General features: G+C 72.3%; 6 protein-coding genes. All 6 read left to right on the top strand.

All coding sequences use genetic code 11. The annotated features are described in order from the left end of the window. Positions 1-2,471, top strand: a 2,471-nt coding sequence (locus AAF481_14520; protein MEM7482388.1) for a condensation domain-containing protein, incomplete at its 5' end; no start/stop codon positions are given. Next, positions 2,468-3,508, top strand: coding sequence for a TauD/TfdA family dioxygenase (locus AAF481_14525; protein ID MEM7482389.1), 1,041 nt, complete (start codon positions 2,468-2,470; stop codon positions 3,506-3,508). The genes AAF481_14520 and AAF481_14525, both read left to right, overlap by 4 nt. Next, a complete protein-coding gene (locus AAF481_14530; protein MEM7482390.1) occupies positions 3,505-8,388 on the top strand; it encodes an amino acid adenylation domain-containing protein in 4,884 nt (1,627 codons plus the stop codon). The genes AAF481_14525 and AAF481_14530 overlap by 4 nt, the downstream gene beginning before the upstream one ends. Beyond that, positions 8,385-12,419, top strand: coding sequence for an amino acid adenylation domain-containing protein (locus tag AAF481_14535; GenBank protein ID MEM7482391.1), 4,035 nt, complete (start codon positions 8,385-8,387; stop codon positions 12,417-12,419). Before AAF481_14530 ends, AAF481_14535 begins: the two co-directional genes overlap by 4 nt. Continuing rightward, entirely contained in the window at positions 12,416-14,905 is a 2,490-nt protein-coding gene (locus tag AAF481_14540; protein ID MEM7482392.1) for a penicillin acylase family protein, read from the top strand. The genes AAF481_14535 and AAF481_14540 overlap by 4 nt, the downstream gene beginning before the upstream one ends. Before the next feature lie 12 nt (positions 14,906-14,917). Beyond that, positions 14,918-17,263 (top strand): TonB-dependent siderophore receptor, encoded by a 2,346-nt coding sequence (locus AAF481_14545; GenBank protein ID MEM7482393.1) that lies wholly within the window; start codon positions 14,918-14,920, stop codon positions 17,261-17,263. The last annotated feature ends 1 nt before the right edge of the window (position 17,264 follow it).

Here is a 17,264-nt window from a genome sequence, read left to right on the forward strand (position 1 = left end):
CGGCCCTCGGCGAGGCGCTCGAACGCTGGCGCGAGGTGGTGCCGCCGGAAGTTCGGCTGATCAATGTCTACGGCCCGACGGAGACCACGATCTCGGTCACCTCCGCCGATCTCTCGGGCGACTCCTCTGCGCCCGGCCGAGTCTCGATCGGTCGGCCGATGCCCGGTGTCCGGGTCTACGTCCTCGATCGCCGTGGCGAGCCGGCCTTGGTGGGTGCGGCGGGCGAGCTGGCGATCGGCGGCGGCACCCTGGCCCGTGGCTACCTCGACGCGCCCGGCGCCACCGCCGACGCCTTTCGTCCCGACCCCTTCTGCGGGCAACCCGGCGCCCGCCTCTACCGCAGCGGCGATCGGGCGCGCTTCGCTTCGAACGGGCAGCTCGAAGTGCTCGGCAGGCTCGATCGTCAGATCAAGCTGCGCGGGTTCCGCATCGAGCCCGGCGAGGTCGAGGCGGTGCTGGCGGCCTGCCCGGGGGTGCGTGCGGCGGTGGTCATGGCGCGGCAGACAGCCGCCGGTCCGGCGCTCGCTGCCTGGGTGGCGAGCGCGCGGCCGATCGAGGAGGTGGTCGCCGCCGCGGCGGAGCGATTGCCGAAACCGCTGCGCCCTTCCCTCTGGGCCGCCGTCGACCGCTTCGAGACGACGACCTCCGGCAAGGTCGATCTGCGCCAGCTGCCGTCGCCCGCACCGCTCGCCTCCACGACAGGCCGCGGCGGGGAGCGATCGGTCGAGGAGGAGACCCTGGCGGTCCTCTGGCAGCAGGTGCTGGGCGGCGAGGAGCCAGGACCCGACGACGACTTCTTCGCCCTCGGGGGGCACTCGCTGCTGGCGGCGCGACTGATCCCGCGGGTGCGCGAGGCCTTCGGGGTCGAAATGCCCCTGTCGGACCTGTTCGAAGCGCCGACGCTGCGAGCGCAAGCGATCCGGCTCACCGAACGGCTGCGACAGCCGCTCCGCCCATCGCCACCGCCGCTCGCTCCCGCCACCGACCGCCGCCGGCTGTCCGCCGGTCAGCGGGCGCTCTGGTTCGTCGACCGGCTCGATCCGGGAAGCCCCGCCTACGGCATCTCGTCGGCGATTCGGCTCGAGGGCGACCTCGACCCGCTCGCCCTGCGCACTGCCTGGAGTGCTCTCGCCGAGCGCCACGAGGTTTTGCGGACGCGCTTCCCGGAGGAGGACGGCGAGCCCGTGGCCCGGCCGCTGGCGCCGCCTTCCCCGGAAAGCTGGCCGCTGATCGACCTCGGTGCGCTGGCTTCGCCGGCGGCGGACCGGGAGGCGCGCCGCCTCGCCGGCGCCGAGTCGCGATTCCGCTTCGACCTCGCCGGCGCGGGACCGCTGCGGGTGCTCTTGCTGCGGCACGGGGACCGGCGCTGGGACCTGCTGGTCAATGTCCATCACATCGCGACGGACGGAACGTCGATGACGATCTTGTTCGCCGATCTGCAGCGCCTCTACGGTGATCTCGCCGCCGGCCGCCGGCCGACGCTCGAGCCGCTACCGCTCCAGTACGGCGACTACGCGGCCTGGGAAAAGCGCTGGCTCGACCGGCCGGACGTCGCCGGGCCGCTGCTCGAGAGCTGGCGCGCCCGCCTCGGGGGCGAGCTGCCGAAGCTCGCCTTACCGGTCGATCGTCCCGCCGGCAGCGATGCCACGCCGGGCGTTGCCGAATCGGGCGATACCGGCGCCTCCCGATCGCGCGGTGGGGTGGTGCCGCTGGCGGTCTCGCGGGAGCAGCTCTCGCCGGTGCTCGCCGCTGCGGCCGAACGCGGCGCAACGCCGTTCGTCGCTTTTCTCGCCGCCTGGAAACTCTACCTCGCTCAGCTCACCGGCGAGCGCGATCTGCGGGTCGGCACGCCGGTGTCGGTGCGTCCGGCGCGGGTCCTCGAGCAGGTGGTCGGGCTGTTCGCCAACACCTTGGTTCTGCGCACCTCCTTGGACGACGATCCGACCTTTCTCGCCGCTGTCGACCGCGTGCGAGGCACCGCGATCGCCGCCTGGGCCGCCCGCGAGCTGCCCTACGAGCGGCTGGTGGCGGCGCTGCGCCCGGACCGTGCCGCCGGCGCGGCGCCGCTCTATGAGGTCTGGTTCGTGCTTCAGGACGAGCCGCCGCGACTCGCCATTCCCGGGCTGTCGGCAGAGCTGCTGGTCACCGACGTGGCGCCGCCGGCGAAGTTCGACCTCGCCCTCAACCTGACCCTGCACGACGGCGCGCTGCGCGGTTTCGTCGAGCACGACCCGGCGCGAATCTCCGAGACCACCGCCCGCCGGTTGGCCGCCGGCTATGTCGACTTGCTGTCGGCCATCGCTGCCGACCCGGCCCGGCCGCTGTCCGAACTCGCCGCCCAGATCTCCGAGGAGGAGCGCTCTACCCGGGCGGCGCGCCGACGCGGTTTCGAAAGCGCGCTGCGCTCCGGCCTCGCCACGCGCCGCGCGGTCGTCATCACGAATTCCACTCCAGAGGAGCCCGAGTCATGACCAATCCCCGTTCCGTTCCACCTCCCACCCTGCCTGGCATCGGCGCCGTCCGTCGGCGCGCCGTGGCCTCCCCTTCCGCCGCCGTCACCTGCGAGCCCCTTGCCGGCGGTTCACCGGTGGTGGTCACCCCCGCCGCTGGTGCCGACCTCGACCTCGAAGCCTGGGCGGCGGGAGAACGGGAGAGCGTCGATCGCTGGTTCGCCGAGCACCGAGCCCTGCTCTTCCGCGGCTTTCGGGTGGACGGCCTGGAGGCCTTCCGCAGCTTCGCCGGGGCCACCGCCGACGGCGATCCGCTCGACTACCGTGACCGGTCGACGCCGCGGCCGGAGCTCGGCCGGGGCGTCTACGTCTCGACCGTCTACCCGCCGGCGCGCTCGATCGATCTCCACAACGAGGGCACCTACTGGGTTCGCTTCCCACTCAAGATCTACTTCGGATCGCTGATCGTCGCAGACGAAGGCGGCGAGACGCCGATTGCCGATGTCCGTCGGGTGCTCGCCCGCTTGCCCGAGACGGTGCGTGAGCGCTTTCGGCGTCTGGGCGTTCTCTACGTCCGCAACTACAACGACGGCTTCGGCCTGCCGTGGCAGGAGGTTTTCCAGACGGAAAGCCGCGAGGAGGTCGAGGACTACTGCCGCGGCAACGCGATCGAGCTCGAGTGGAAAGCGGGCGATCGCCTCCGGACTCGACAACATCGACCGGCGATACGCCGCCATCCGGTGACCGACGAAGAGATCTGGTTCAACCACGCCCTCTTCTTTCATACCTCGTCGCTCGATTCCGAGATGCGGCGGACCCTGCTCGCCGACCTGGGCGAGGAGGGGCTTCCCTACGCCACCTACTACGGCGACGGCTCGCCGATCGAGCCCGAGGTGACGGCGGCGATTCGACAAGCCTACGAGCAGGAAACCATCGCTTTCCCTTGGCAAACGGGCGACGTTCTGATGCTGGACAACCTCTGCTTCGCGCACGGCCGGCGGCCGTACCGCGGTGAGCGCCAGGTGGTGGTGGCGATGATGGAGCCGGTGGCCGGATGAGCGAAGCGGCTTTTCGTGCGTCGCCGCAGCAGCGCCGTGCCTGGACGTTGCGCCGCCACGGCGGTTCGTCGGCTCGGCCCTTCGGTGCTCACCTCGCCTTCTCCGCCGCGCCCGGATTGCCATCCGGAATCGAGGCGGCGCTGCGGCGGGCGGTGGTGGCGGCGACCGCTCGGCACGAAGTGCTGCGCACCCGGCTGGAGCAGCCGCCCGGGCACTCCGTACCGGTGCAGCGGATTGCGCCGCAGGCGGGAGCCCCGCCTGCGGTGGTCGATCTCTCTCATCTCGGAGAGCGGGCCTGGCGCGAGACCGCACACCGGTTGGCGGCCGGTGCGCCGCTCGGTTCCGACCTCGGCGCTTCCCCCTTCGGCGCCCTCCTGCTGCGCCTCCCCGGCGGCGAGTCGGCGGTTTTGCTCTCGCTGGCGAGCGCTGCCGGAGACGCCGCCTCGGTGGCCGCCTTGGCCGCCGAGATCGCCTCCGAAGCCAATGGCTCCGAGGCGCCGGAGCCCGCCCTGCAGTACCCGGACGCGGCCGAGTGGCAGCTCTCTCTGCTGGAAGGTGATGCAGCGGCCGAAGGGCGCGACTTCTGGCACCGCCGGCGGAACCGCGAGAGTGCAGGTGCTGGGGTCGATGAAGCCGTACCTCTGGCGACCGCGGGCGACGGTCCGTTTCGGCCGCAGGAGCTCCGTCGGTCGGTCTCGGCGGGCACACGGTCGGCGGTGGAGGCGATCGCCGCCGATGCCGGCTGCGATCCTTCCACGGTCTGGCTGGTCGCCTGGGCTTGGCTACTCGCCCGCCTCGCCGATCGTCCGCGGGTCACCGTCGGGGCTCTCGCCGACGGTCGCCGCCTCGACGAGCTGCGTTCCGCCCAAGGTCCGTTCGCCCGCTACTTGCCGCTGGTCTTGGAGCCCGACCCGCGACGTCCGCTGGTCGAGGCGGCTCGTCGCGTGGCCGAAGCGCTGGAAGAGGCGATGGGCTGGCAGGAGGCCCTGGCTCCCGACGAGATTCCGGCCCCCGAGCTGCTCTTCGAGTTGGCTCCGCCGGTCGTGCTCGACGAACCGTTCCGGGTGGTGGGTCGCCACGCGATGAGCGAGCCCTTCCTTCTCCGTCTGGCGCTCGACCACTTCGCCGTGGGGGAAGAGGGGGGCGAGGCCGGCGCGACGACGCTGATTCTCGGTCGCGACGCCTCGCGCATCGACTCCGCCGTGGCCGAAGAGTGGCTGGCAGCGTTGGTCGCACTGATCGAATCGGCCGCCGAGAATCTCGCTGCGCCGCTCGCTTCGCTGCCGTTGGCGATTCCGTCCGACGCGGTTCGATCTTCCGCCCCCGTGCCGGCGTCCGCAGGGCCCGCGACCCTGAGCGGCGAGGCCCCCGATGTGGTCGAGGTCATCGCTCGACGGGCCGCGGAGCAGCCCGAAGCGACCGCCGTCCTCGACGCCTCCGGCGCCGCGTCCTACGGCGAGATCGCTGCCGACGCGGCGCGCCTCGCCGACCGCCTCACGGCGCTGGGAATCGGCGCCGACGACGTGGTCGCCATCCACCTGCCGCGGGACCGCCGTTTCGTCGCGGCGGTGCTCGGCACGATGGCCTCCGGCGCCGCGTACCTGCCGCTCGATCCCGGCTACCCGCGGCCGCGGCTCCTCGGCGCCATCGCGGACGCCGGTGCCCGCATCCTGGTGACCGGCGAGCCCGAGGGAGAGGCGGAAACTCTCACCGAGGAGTTCGCCGAGGGCGGCGGCACGGTGCTCCGACCGGACACCCTCGATGGCGGGACGCCGTCGCTGATCCCGCGGCCGGTGTCGCCCGCGGTCGCCGCCTATGTGCTGTTCACCTCGGGCTCGACCGGCAGGCCCAAAGGGGTGGTGGTTTCACGGGGCGCTCTCGCCGCCTCGACCGCCGCCCGCGGCGTCCACTACCGCGAGCCCGTCGGCGTTTACCTTCTGCTGTCCTCGTTTTCCTTCGACAGCAGCGTTGCGGGGCTCTTCTGGGCCCTCGCCGACGGCGGCGCGCTGGCGCTGGCACCGGGCGGCTTCCAGTGGGACCTGCGGGGTCTGCTGGCTACCGCCGAAGGCTGGGGCGTGACCCATCTGCTGGCCCTACCCTCCCTGTGGTGGCTGCTGCTCGAAGAGAAGGCGGCTGCAGACCGGTTCCCCGAGCTCCGCTGCGTGATCGTTGCGGGAGAGGCGTGCCCGGCTTCCCTGGTCGAGCTCCACCGCCGGGTGACGCCGGAGGCCGAGCTGCACAACGAGTACGGTCCGACCGAGGGCACGGTGTGGGCGAGTGTCGCCGAGCTCCGCAGCGAGGCGCCGGGAGCAGCCGTGCCGATCGGGTGGGCCGCCCCCCACGCCCACCTGCACTTGCGCGACCGAAACTTCGGCGGCCCTCTCCCGGCCGGAGCGCCCGGCGAGCTGCTGATCGGCGGTGCCGGCGTGGCGCGCGGCTACATCGGACGGCCGGCAGAGACGGCGGCGCGCTTCGTGCCCGATCCCTGGTCTGGAGCCTCCGGCGCTCGCCTCTACCGCAGTGGCGACCGCGCCTGGCGGCGCGGTGATGGTGCGCTGGTGTTCCTCGGCCGCAGCGACCGCCAGGTGAAGGTGCGCGGGCATCGGATCGAACCGGCGGAGATCGAACGGCTGCTGGGCGAGCACCCGAAGGTGCGGGCTGCAGCGGTGGTCACCGCCGGTGCCGCGGAGGAGCTGCGCCTCGTCGCCTGGGTGGAGTCCGCCGAAGTCCCGAGCGGGCTGGTCGAGGAGCTACGAAGCTGGCTCGTCGCGCGCTTGCCGGAGGCGCTGGTGCCGTCGGTGATCACGGTCGCCGCCGCCCTGCCGCGGCTGCCCAACGGCAAGCTCGACCGCGCCGCGCTGGCGGAGCGCGAGCCGGAGCCGGCGCGGCCGCTCTATGTCGAGCCGGAGAGCGAGGCTGAGCGCGCTCTCGCCGCCATCTGGGGCGAGGTCCTCGGCGTCGAGGAGGTCGGTGCCGAGGACAACTTCTTCCGCCTCGGCGGCGACTCGATCTTGACCGTGCGGGTGCGCGCCGCGGCGGCGGCGCGCGGCCTCGAATTTTCGGTTCAGGAGGTCTTCAACCACCCGACGGTGCGGGAGCTGGCGGCGGTGGCCCGCCAAGAGTCGCCGGTGGCGGCCGCGGAGAGGCCGGTCGCGCAGGAGCGCTTCGCAGGTCTCTCGGACGTCGATCGGGCCCGGCTGCCGGCGGATGCCGAGGACGCCTTTCCGCTGCTCGCCCTCCAGGAGGGAATGCTGTTCGAGAACGCTCGCGACCCCGCGGCCGGGCACTACGTCGATGTCCTCTGCTTCGACCTCGCGATGCCCTTCGACGCGGCAGCCCTCCGGCGCGCCCTCGGCTGGCTCGCGGGCAGCCATCCGGTGCTGCGCACGTCGCTCCACCTGCACGGCTTCGAACAGCCCCTGCAGGTGGTCCACCGCTGGGCTGAGATTCCGCTCGAGGTCGGCACCGGGTCCGATCCCCCTTCGGCCGAGGCGCTGCTCGCAGCGGAGCGCGCCCGCGGCTTCGACCCCCAACAGGCCCCGCTGATTCGCCTCAAGGCGTACCGATTGGACGAGCGCCGAGTGCGCCTCGTCGTCTGTGAGCACCACGCCATTCTCGACGGCTGGAGCGCCGCTTCGTTCCTGACCGAGCTGCTGCGCCTCTACCACGACCTGGTTTCCGGTGCTCCGGCGAAGCCGCCCGAGGCACCGCCGGTGGGGATGCGGCGGGCGGTCGAGCTGGAGCGCGCGGCGCTGGCCGACACGGCGAGCGAGCAGTACTGGCAAGAGCGGCTCTCCGGCGCGCCGGCCGCGGCGCTGCCCCCAGCCTCCGCCGGATCGCCCGGCGGGCGGCGGGAGCTTCCGATCGAGCTGTCCGATTCGCTGGCCCGCGCGGTGCGCGAACTGGCGCGCGAGCTGGCGGTGCCGGTGCGCACGGTGCTGCTCACGGCTCACCTTCGCTGCCTCGCCGAGGCCGGCGGCGCAACCGAGGTGGTGACCGGGCTGGTGACCCACGGCCGGCCGGAGGAGGAGGGCGGCGAGCGGGCCCTCGGCCTGTTCCTCAACACGGTGCCCTTCCCCCTGCGCCTGCGCGCGGAGAGCTGGCGGGACCTGATAGCGCGCGTCCACGCCGCCGAGGGCGAGATGATCCCGCACCGGCGCTTCCCGCTCGCCGAGCTAGTCCGGCGGCGCGGCGGTCTGCTGTTCGACAACGCCTTCAACTTCGTTCACTTCCACGTTCAGCGCGAAGCCCGGGAAGTGGCCGGCTTCGAGGTGCTGGCGGTGGCGGGACAGGAGACCACCGAGCTGCCGCTGGTCGCGACCTTCCGCTCCCAGATCTCCGGCAGCGGGATTTCCGGTGAGCTGGCGGTCGACGGCAAGACGCTCGGTTCCCTCCAGGCAGAGACGCTGGCGGCGTTCTATCCACGGGTGCTGGCGGCGATGACCGACGACCCCGCCGGGCGTCACGACGGCTTCGAGAGCGGTACCGCACAGCTCTTCTCGGTTGGCGATGACTCGGTCGTTTCCTGGCGCGCTCGGCTCGACGCACCCGCCAGGGAGCGGTCCGAGGAGCCGGCGGTGGCGACGCGGCGGACTCCGCCGGCGAACGACAGCGAGCGTCGGGTGGCGGAGGTGTTCTCGGAGCTGTTGGGAGTAGCCGACGTTGCCGCCGAAGACGACTTCTTCCGGCTCGGCGGCCATTCGCTGCTCGCCGGCCGGGCGGCGGCGCTGCTGCGCGACCGGATGGGCGTGGACTTGACTCTGGGTGAGCTGCTTGCGAGCCCCACGGTCCGCGCCATCGCCCGCGCCGCTGACCGCCGCCGCGAGGAATCAGTGCCCGCCGGCGCCCAAGAAGAGGACTGGGAAGAGGTGGAAATTTGACCGCCGTCGAGCTGTTGGCGGAACTCGACCGGCTCGGTGCTCGGCTGCTCGCCGAGAACGGCCGTCTGCGCCTGCGGGCGCCGCGGGGCACGGTGAGCGCCGACCTGCGAGAACGCCTGCGGGTCGCTCGGGCCGACCTGTTGGCGGCGGTCGATCCGCCGGCCGGACCGGAGCCCGCGGCCCGCGGTTCCGATGCGCCCTTAACGGCGGCGCAACGCCGCCTCTGGCTCCACCAGCGGCGCGATCCGCAGTCGTCCGCTTACCACCTGGGTACCGCCCTACGAATTCGTGATGCAGCGCCGATCGAAGTGGTGGAGGCGGCGGTGGCGCTGGTGATCGCCCGCCACGAAGCGCTGCGCACGGTCTATCGCGAGGGCGAGGGCGGCCCGCGTCAGGTGGTGCTGCCGGTTCGTCGCCGGCGGTTGCCCTGCTGCGACCTCTCGGCGCTGTCGGCGGAAGCGGCCGAGGGCGAACAGCGGCGAGCGGCGTCCGCGGCGGTGGCGCGACCCTTCGATCTCGGAGCTCGTCCGCCGCTACGCCAAGTGCTGTTCCGCCGGCGCGGCGGCGACCCGGTGCTGGTGTGGACGCTCCACCACATCGCCGGCGATGGGCTTTCCCTCGATCGGCTGCTGGGCGAGCTCGAAGAGGCCCTGGCGGCCCTCGAGGGCGGGCAGCAGCCCGCGTTGCCCCCGGTGCCCTTGCAGTACGCGGACTTCGCGCTCTGGCAAGAGCGCCACGCGGCGAGCCCCGAGGTCGGCGAGCGGGTGCGGGCCTGGGTGCGTCAGCTCGCCGGCGCGCAGCCGCCGGAGCTTCCCTTTGACCGGCCGGCGACCGGTGACAGGGGCGCCGCTGCGGAAGTCACCTTGCCGCTGCCCGAAGGGCCGGCCCTGGCGGCCCTGGCGCGGCGCTCCGGGGCCACCCCCTTCGCCGCCGCTCTGGGGTTCATCTCGGTGCTGTTGGCGCGAGCCTCTGGCGCTGCCGAGGCGGTGATCGGAACGGCCGTCGCCGGCCGTCCCTTTCCTATCCTTGCCGGGGTGGTTGGAATGTTGGCCGATCTGGTGCCGTTGCGGGTGATCTTGGCGCCGGACCTCGACGCCGCCGGCGTGATCGCGGCGGCCCATCGGGCGACGGTAGCGGCCAACGCCCGAGCGGACCTGCCGGCGGACCTCTTGATCGAGGCGCTGAGGGACTCCGGAGAGTCGTCGCTGATCGGCGTGACCTTGAGCGAAGGCGGGAGCGACGGTGGCGGTCCCGAACCGAAGGTGACGAAGCGCCGGCTGGGCATCGAACCGATCACCGTCGTGGATCGGCGGGCTCGCTTCGATCTCGCGTTTGGCGCGGTTCTCGAGGGCGAGCGGCCGGAGATCTTCGTCGAGTTCGACCGGGCGCGCTTCGACGAAACCACCGTCCGGAGGCTGCTGCGCTCGCTCGGCGCCCTGGTCCGCGGGGCCCTCGCCGAACCCGGCCGCCGGTGGACGGACTGGGCGCTGCTGGTACCGGAGGAACGGCACGCCGTGCTCCACGAGTGGAGCGGGCGAGGGCGGTCCGACGAAGCCGAGTCGGTGGTGCAGCGCGCGCTCGTCGCCGCTCGTCGCAACCCGGAGACTCCGGCGGTCGTCGAGCCCGGTGGAACGGTCTGGACCTACGGCGAGCTGGCGGCCGCTGCCGGTGGTCTCGCCCATCGCCTGCGCATCGCCGGAATCGGGCCGGAGGCGCGGGTTGGAGTGATGCTCGGCCGCGGCGGTACGCAGGTCGCGGCGTGGCTCGGCGTGCTCCTCGCCGGCGGCGCCTGCTTGCCGCTCGATCCGGCGCACCCGCGGCGACGCACGGAGTCGTTGTTGCGCGACGGCGCAGCCCAGGCGTGGATCGCTTCCGCCGCCGTCGAGGGCGGGGAAGCGGCGGGCGGGGCTGTCCGCCTGGACCCACCGAGGCGGCGCAGCGCCGGGCCTTTGCCGGAAGCACCGTTCGATCCTCACCCGGCGGCGGCCGCCGCCCTGATCTACACCACGGGCTCGACCGGCCGGCCCAAAGGGGTGATCGTGACCCACGGCGGCCTCGCCGAGCTGGTCGACTGGCAGATCTCGGAGTGTCGCTTGGGCCCCGGGAGTCGGGTGACCTCGATCGCCGGGCTCACCTTCGACGCCATCGCTTGGGAGATCTGGACCGCCCTCGCCGCCGGAGCCACCGTGATCGTGCCGGCGGAGGAGGTCCGCACCGATCCACGCCGGCTGGCCGATTACTTGGCGAGCGAGAGACCGGCCTGGTGTTGGGTGCCGACCGCCCTCGCCGAAGAGCTGATGCGCGATGGTGGTCTGCCGCCCGACGGTCTCTGGACCGGCGGCGACCGGCTGCGCCTGCGGCCGGCGGCGACCGCGGCGCTGGTCAACTCCTACGGTCCGACGGAGGCGACGGTCACGGCCACCGCCGGCGCGGTGGCGCCGGAGCCGACGGTCGGGCAACTGGCGCCATCCCTGGGGCGGCCGGTCGCGAGTGTGCGGTCTTTCGTCCTCGATTGGCGGCTGTTCCCGCTGCCGCCCGGATTCGTCGGCGAGCTGTGCCTCGGCGGCCCGGGCCTCGCCCGTGGCTATCTCGGGCGTCCCGGAATGACGGCCGCCCGCTTCGTGCCGGATCCGGTGAGCGGCGTGCCCGGCGCTCGGCTGTACCGGACTGGGGACCGGGTTCGGCAGCTCGCCGACGGACGATTCCATTTCCTCGGTCGTTTCGACCACCAGATCGAGGTGCGCGGACACCGCATCGAACCCGGCGAGGTCGAGGCGGCGCTGCTGGCGCATGCGCAGGTGGGGCAGGCCGCCGTCGCCGCTCCGGAGATCGGCGGCGAGCCGGTGCTCACCGCCTATGTCACCGGAGACGCCGCTTCGGAGGAGCTCCGCTGCTGGCTAGGCGAGCGCCTGCCGCCGGCGCTGGTGCCGGCCGCCTGGGTCCATCTCGAGGCGCTGCCGTTCACTCCCAGCGGCAAGGTGGACCGCGGCCGTCTGCCGTCTCCGTCGATCTCCGCGAGCCCGGCGCGCGGTCTCGACGAGCAGGAGCTGGTGGCCCTGTGGAGTGACGTCCTCGGAGTCCGCGCCGGGCGCGATACGGACCTCTTCGCCGCCGGGGGTAGCTCACTGGTGGTGTTTCGGCTGGCGGCGCGGATTGCGGCGCTGCGCGGCCGGCGGGTGGAGGTGGAGACGGTGCTCTCGGCACCGACGCCGGCGGCGATGGTCGCGGAGCTCCGACGGGAGCCCGCAGCGGAGCCGCCCTGGATCGAACTGGCCGCAGGTGAGGGACCGCCTCTCTTGCTGGTACCGCCGCCCGGCGGTGGCGCGACGTCCTACCTGGAGGTGGCCGAGCGCCTGCGGGGCCGGCAGCCGGTGCGCGTCCTGAACCTGCCGCCGGCCGGCGGAGGCTCTGAGGCGACGGACTCGGTAGAGGGCTTGGTGGCCAAGGCGCGAGACGCCGCCGGTCAGGCGCCTTGCCTGCTGGGCGGCTGGTCAGCCGGCGGGCTGCTCGCCTTCGAGGTCGCGCGCCGGCTGAACGTGTCCGAGCCTAGGGTGATCGCGCTGGTGCTGCTCGACGCACCGCCGCCGGGGATCCTCCGTCGGCCGTCGCCGCGGGCCGCCCTCGAGGCCTTCGCCGATTTTCTGATCGAGAGCATCGGGGCGCCGGCGCCGGAGGGACGGCTCGCCGACTGGGACGAGCTGGTCGCGTGGGCGCAGGCGGTGGACCTGATCGGGGACCGCGGAACGGCGGAACTGCGGCGCTGGTTCGAGAGCTTTACGTCGACCGTCGCGGCGGCGGCGGCGGTGGAAGCGGAGCCGGCGGGGCCGCCGGCGATGCTGGTGGCCGCCCGCCGGGGTCCGATGGTCGCACGCGGTGGGATTGAAACCTGGCGCCGTTCGCTCGACGCCCTCGAGGTTTTCGATGTCGACGCCGATCACTACGGGGTCACCGGCGGTCCGGCTCTCGACGGTCTCGTGGCCGCCCTCGGCCGGATCGTTCCCGAGCCGCAGGAAGCAGGGCAGAGAGCATGAACGCGGCGCGCTCCAAAGATCCCCGCCGCCACAGCCGGTGGCGCTCCCTCGGCCGTTTCGCGGCGGCGATCCTTGTCCTTTTACTGCTTGCCTCGGTGGTTGCCGTGATCTGGGGTTCCCGAGCCTGGCGCTCCGGTCGCCCTCGGCTCGAAGGGGTCGTACCGGCGCCCGGTTTGCAGGGGCCTGCGACCATCGATCGGGACGTCATGGGGGTGCCCTCGATTCGCGCTGCGAGTCGCCTGGACGCCGCCTACGCCACCGGTTTCGTGCATGCCCAGGACCGCTTCTTCCAGATGGACTTGCTGCGCCGGCGGGCCGCCGGAGAGATCGCCGAGTTGATCGGGCCGCTGGCGGCGAAGGCCGATGTCGCGGTTCGACGGCACCGCTTCACTGCGCGGGTCGAGCGGCAGTGGGAGCGGGCGTCGATCGAGGAGCGCCGGCTGCTCAAAGCCTACGCCGCCGGTGTCGCCGCGGGTCTCGACGATCTCGGCAGCCCGCCCTTCGAACACGCGCTGCTCGGCGTCGAGCCGCGGCCCTGGCGGCCGGTGGACAGCTACCTGGTGGTGTTCGCGATGTACCTTGACCTGGACGATGCGGACGGCTGGCTCGACCGCGGCCGCGGCCGCATCCGCACCCTGCTCGCCGAGCCCCTCGCCGACTTCCTGCTCGCGCCAGGAGGGGTCGATTCGGCGGCCCTCGACGACAGCCTGCTGCCGGTGCCGCCGATTCCCGGCGCCGCGCCCTTCGAGGTCCGCCCGCAGGTTGAGCCGGAGGCAGCGGAGAGGGACCCCGAGGGCGCCCGGAGCGCGGCGAGCAATGCGATGGCCTTGGGCGGTGCGCACACCGCCGACGGGCGCGCCCTCGTCGCCGCCGACGTCCATCTCTCCCTGGGCCTACCCAATATCTGGTACCGCCTTGCGCTCCATTGGCCGGATGGGCCCGATGGAGAGCGGCGGCTGGTCGGGGCCACGCTGCCCGGCCTGCCGCTGGTGGTGTTGGGGAGCAACGGCCGCCTCGCCTGGGGCGTGACCAACGCCTATGCCGACACCACCGATGTGGTCCGCCTCGAACCGGGGTTCGAGCCCGGCAGCTATCTCACCGCTCGCGGTCTCGAGCGCTGGCGACGGGTGGTGGAGACGGTGCGTGTACGCGGCGGCCGCGACCGCGAGGTGGAGGTGCTCGAGACCTCCTGGGGACCGCTGCTCGATGGCGGTCCGGAGGGCGATCTGCTGGCGCTGCGCTGGGACGCTCACGCCCCCGGCGCCGCCGGTCTGGACTGGCGCCGGCTGGAGGAGGCCGGAGACGTGTCCACGGGTCTCGCGGCGGCGGCTGCCGCCGCCGGACCGGTGCTCAACGTGCTGCTGGCCGATGCCGCCGGGGCCGTCGGCTGGACCGTCTCGGGCCGATTGGAGAGCGGTGCCTCGGCGGAAGTGCCGGTCGACGGAGGGAAGCTCGCGCTGGCCGCCTGGGACCCTCTGCCGCCGCTGCGCAAACCGCGGTTCGCGCCCGGCCCGGAGGGCCGCCTGTGGAGCGCAAACCACCGCCACCTGGGCGGTGAAGGGCTCGAGCGCCTGGGCGACGGTGGCTACGCCTCGGGCACCCGAGCCGCGCAACTCCGCGACGGCCTACGGGCGCTGCCAGCGCCCGCCGCCGAGCAAGACCTCCTCGGACTGCTGCTCGACGATCGTGCCTGGCGCCTGGATCGCTGGCAGGCGCTGCTGGCGACCACCCTGGCCGCCTCTGGCGATCCGGTGCTCACCGCCGCCCACCGCCACGTCGCGGCCTGGGGAGGCCGCGCCGCGATCGACTCGGTCGGCTATCGGTTGGTACGGAACTTCCGGCGGCGCATCGCCATCGAGGTGCTCGACTCACTCCTCGGACCGGTCGTCGCCGAAGACCCGTACTTTCCGAGCGGCGGCGTCATTCCTCGCCACGAACAGCCCCTCTGGCGGGTCGTCTCCGAGCGCCCTGAGCACCTGGTACCCGTCGGCCGAGAGAGCTGGGAGGCGTACTTCGAGGGCGCTGCGAGAGCCACGGTCGACGAGCTGTCGCGCGGACCGCAGGGTCTCGACGGGGCCACCTGGGGTCGGCGCAATACGGTCCAGCTTCGTCATCCCCTGAGCGCGCTCTTGCCGCCGGCGCGGCGCTGGCTCGACTTGCCGCCGCGGCAGTTGCCCGGCGACAGCTTCGTGCCGCGCGTGCAGCACCCGACCTTCGGCTCCTCCCTGCGCATCGTGGTGGCACCCGGGCGCGAGGAGCGCGGCCTCTTCCACATGCCCGGTGGTGCCGGAGGCCACCCGGCGACGGCGTCCTACGGCGCCGGCCACGAGGCCTGGGAGCTGGGCCTGCCGACGCCCCTGCTGCCGGGGCCGGCGGTCCACCGAATCGAGCTGGTCCCTGATCCTGCGGAGTCCCCGCGGCCTGGCGCCGCGTCCGGCTCCGAGTCCAATCCGCCGGCGTCCGCCGGTGCTGTTTCCATCAACTGAGCGGAGATGTCCATGATGTCTAGAAGGAACCCTTCCCGTCTAATGACCTTCCTGTTGTTCTTCACCCTGATCGCTGGTCTCGGGCCAGCGGTCGTCGCCGAAGAGGCCATGCCCGTCGCCGGTAAGGTCGTCGATGCCACCGGTGGCGCCCTGCCCGGGGTTTGGGTGACCCTACGGCTCGCCGATGGCGGCGAGCGCACGGCGAGCACCGATCGGCGGGGCGCCTTCCGGTTCGACGCCGTGCCGAAGGGCGACCATCGCCTCGATTTCGAGCTCAGCGGCTTCTCGCCGACTGGGCAGGAGCTCCGTCACGGAGCGGAGGCCAGCGAGCTCGAGGTTGAGCTGTCGGTGACGGTGGCCGAGCAGATCACCGTTCGCGACGCGGTTCCCTATCGCTCTCTGCAAGCGGTCACCGCAACCCGCACTGAAACCCCCCTCCTCGAGGTTCCTCAGTCGATCGAGGTGCTGCCGATCGAAATTGGCGAAAGCCAGGGCGCCCTGACCGTCGGCGACATGCTGCGCAACGTCAGCGGCGCGGTGCCGGATACCGCTTTCCAGGGGACCCAGGACGGCTTCTTCCTGCGGGGTTTTTCGGTGCAGCCGGTGCTTCGTAACGGCTACCGTCGGACCAGTAACGTGGGACTGACCCCCCTCGCCAACGTCGATCGGTTGGAGGTGTTGAAGGGACCGGCGGCGGTGCTCTACGGCTCCGGCTCCTTGGGCGGGGTGATCAATGTGGTCACCGCCAAGCCCTTGCCGCAGGTGGCCCGCAGTGCCGCCCTCGAGATCGGCAGCTACGACCACTACGGCGCACGGGTGGATCTTAACGGGCCGTTCTCCGACGGCTCCGCCTGGCGCTATCGCCTCAATGCCTCCCACCAGGACTTCGAGAGCTGGCGAAGTCGGGTCGAGGGCGAGCGAACCTTGATCGCGCCGGTGGTGTCCTGGGAGCCGGACGAATCGACGCGCTTGATCATCGAAGGGGAGCAGTACGAGCAGTCGCTGCCGGTCTTCGCCACCGGCGTGTTGTTCACCGGTGACGGCCTGCTCGAGCTGCCGGTGGAGCGCAACCTGGCGGCGCCCTGGACCGAATTCGACCGCCGCAACCGCACCCTCGGCGTCCGCTTCGAACGCCTGCTCGGCAGCACCTTCGAGCTGCGGGCCGACCTTCAGACGGTGGACTACGAAGAATTCACCCTCGCTGATTACCTCACCGACCTCGGGCCGGACGGCCGCACAGCGGGGCGGGCGGTTTACTTGAACGACTTCGATGTCGTCGGCACGGACACCGGCCGCCTCGAGCTGCTGGCGGATACCGCCACCGGCTCGGTTCGCCATACGCTGCTGTTCGGGGTCGAGGTGGCGCGGGACAACTTCGGCGGCGACAGCTTCTTCAGCAGCGGCTCCGTGCCCCTCGACGTCCTCGACCCGACCTTCCCGGCGACGCCGCCGGATCAAGATGGCCCCTTCTTCTTCGAACAGGAGCAGGACTTCACCGGCGTCTACGTGCAGGATCAGATCGACTTCGGCCCGCGGGTCAAGGCCCTCGCCGGTGTGCGCTGGGACACCCTGGACACCAGCTTCCGGTTCGAGCGCAGCGCCGACTTCGATCCCGCCATGGAGGACGAGGCGGTGAGCCCGCGCTTCGGGCTGGTGGTGATGGCGCGGCCGGAGCTGTCGCTGTTCGCCGGCTACGCCCGGTCCTTCGAGCCCAATGGCCGCACCGATCTCCTCGGTAACTACCTCGACCCGGAACGCGGCGAGCAGATCGAGGCGGGCTTCAAGTGGCTGCCCAAGGACGGCCGCCTGTCGGTCAACGGCGCAGTGTTCGATCTGGTGCGCAGCGATGTCGCGACGCGCGATCCCTTCGATCCAAGGCTGCTGGTGGCGATCGGCGAGCAGAGCAGCCAGGGCGTCGAGATCGACCTCACCGGCCGGCTCAGCGACCGGCTGCGGGCGGTGGCCAGCGCCAGCTACCTGTGGGAGTCGGAGATCACCGAGGACGTTCTGCGTCCGGTCGGCTCGCGCTTCATCAACGTGCCGGAGGAAACGGCGAGCCTGTGGCTGAACTACGATCTACCGTCGGCGGCGTGGGGCGGCGTGAGCCTGGGAGGCGGTGCCTTCTACGTCGGCGACCGTCCCGGGGAGCTGGCGCTCGACCCCTTTTCCTTCGACGACTATCTGTTGGTGCATGCCGCCGTCGAGGTGCGGACCGAGATCGGCGGCCGCTCCTACGGGCTGGCGCTCAATGGCCGAAACCTTACCGATGAGCGCTATGTCGAGGCCGGCCAGGGGCCGTTCGCCAACTACTACGGAGCGCCGCGAACGGTGATGCTGACGCTGCGCGGCCGCTTTTAGT

It is taken from the genome of Acidobacteriota bacterium, from assembly GCA_039030395.1.
In the GTDB taxonomy this organism is placed as follows: domain Bacteria; phylum Acidobacteriota; class Thermoanaerobaculia; order Multivoradales; family JBCCEF01; genus JBCCEF01.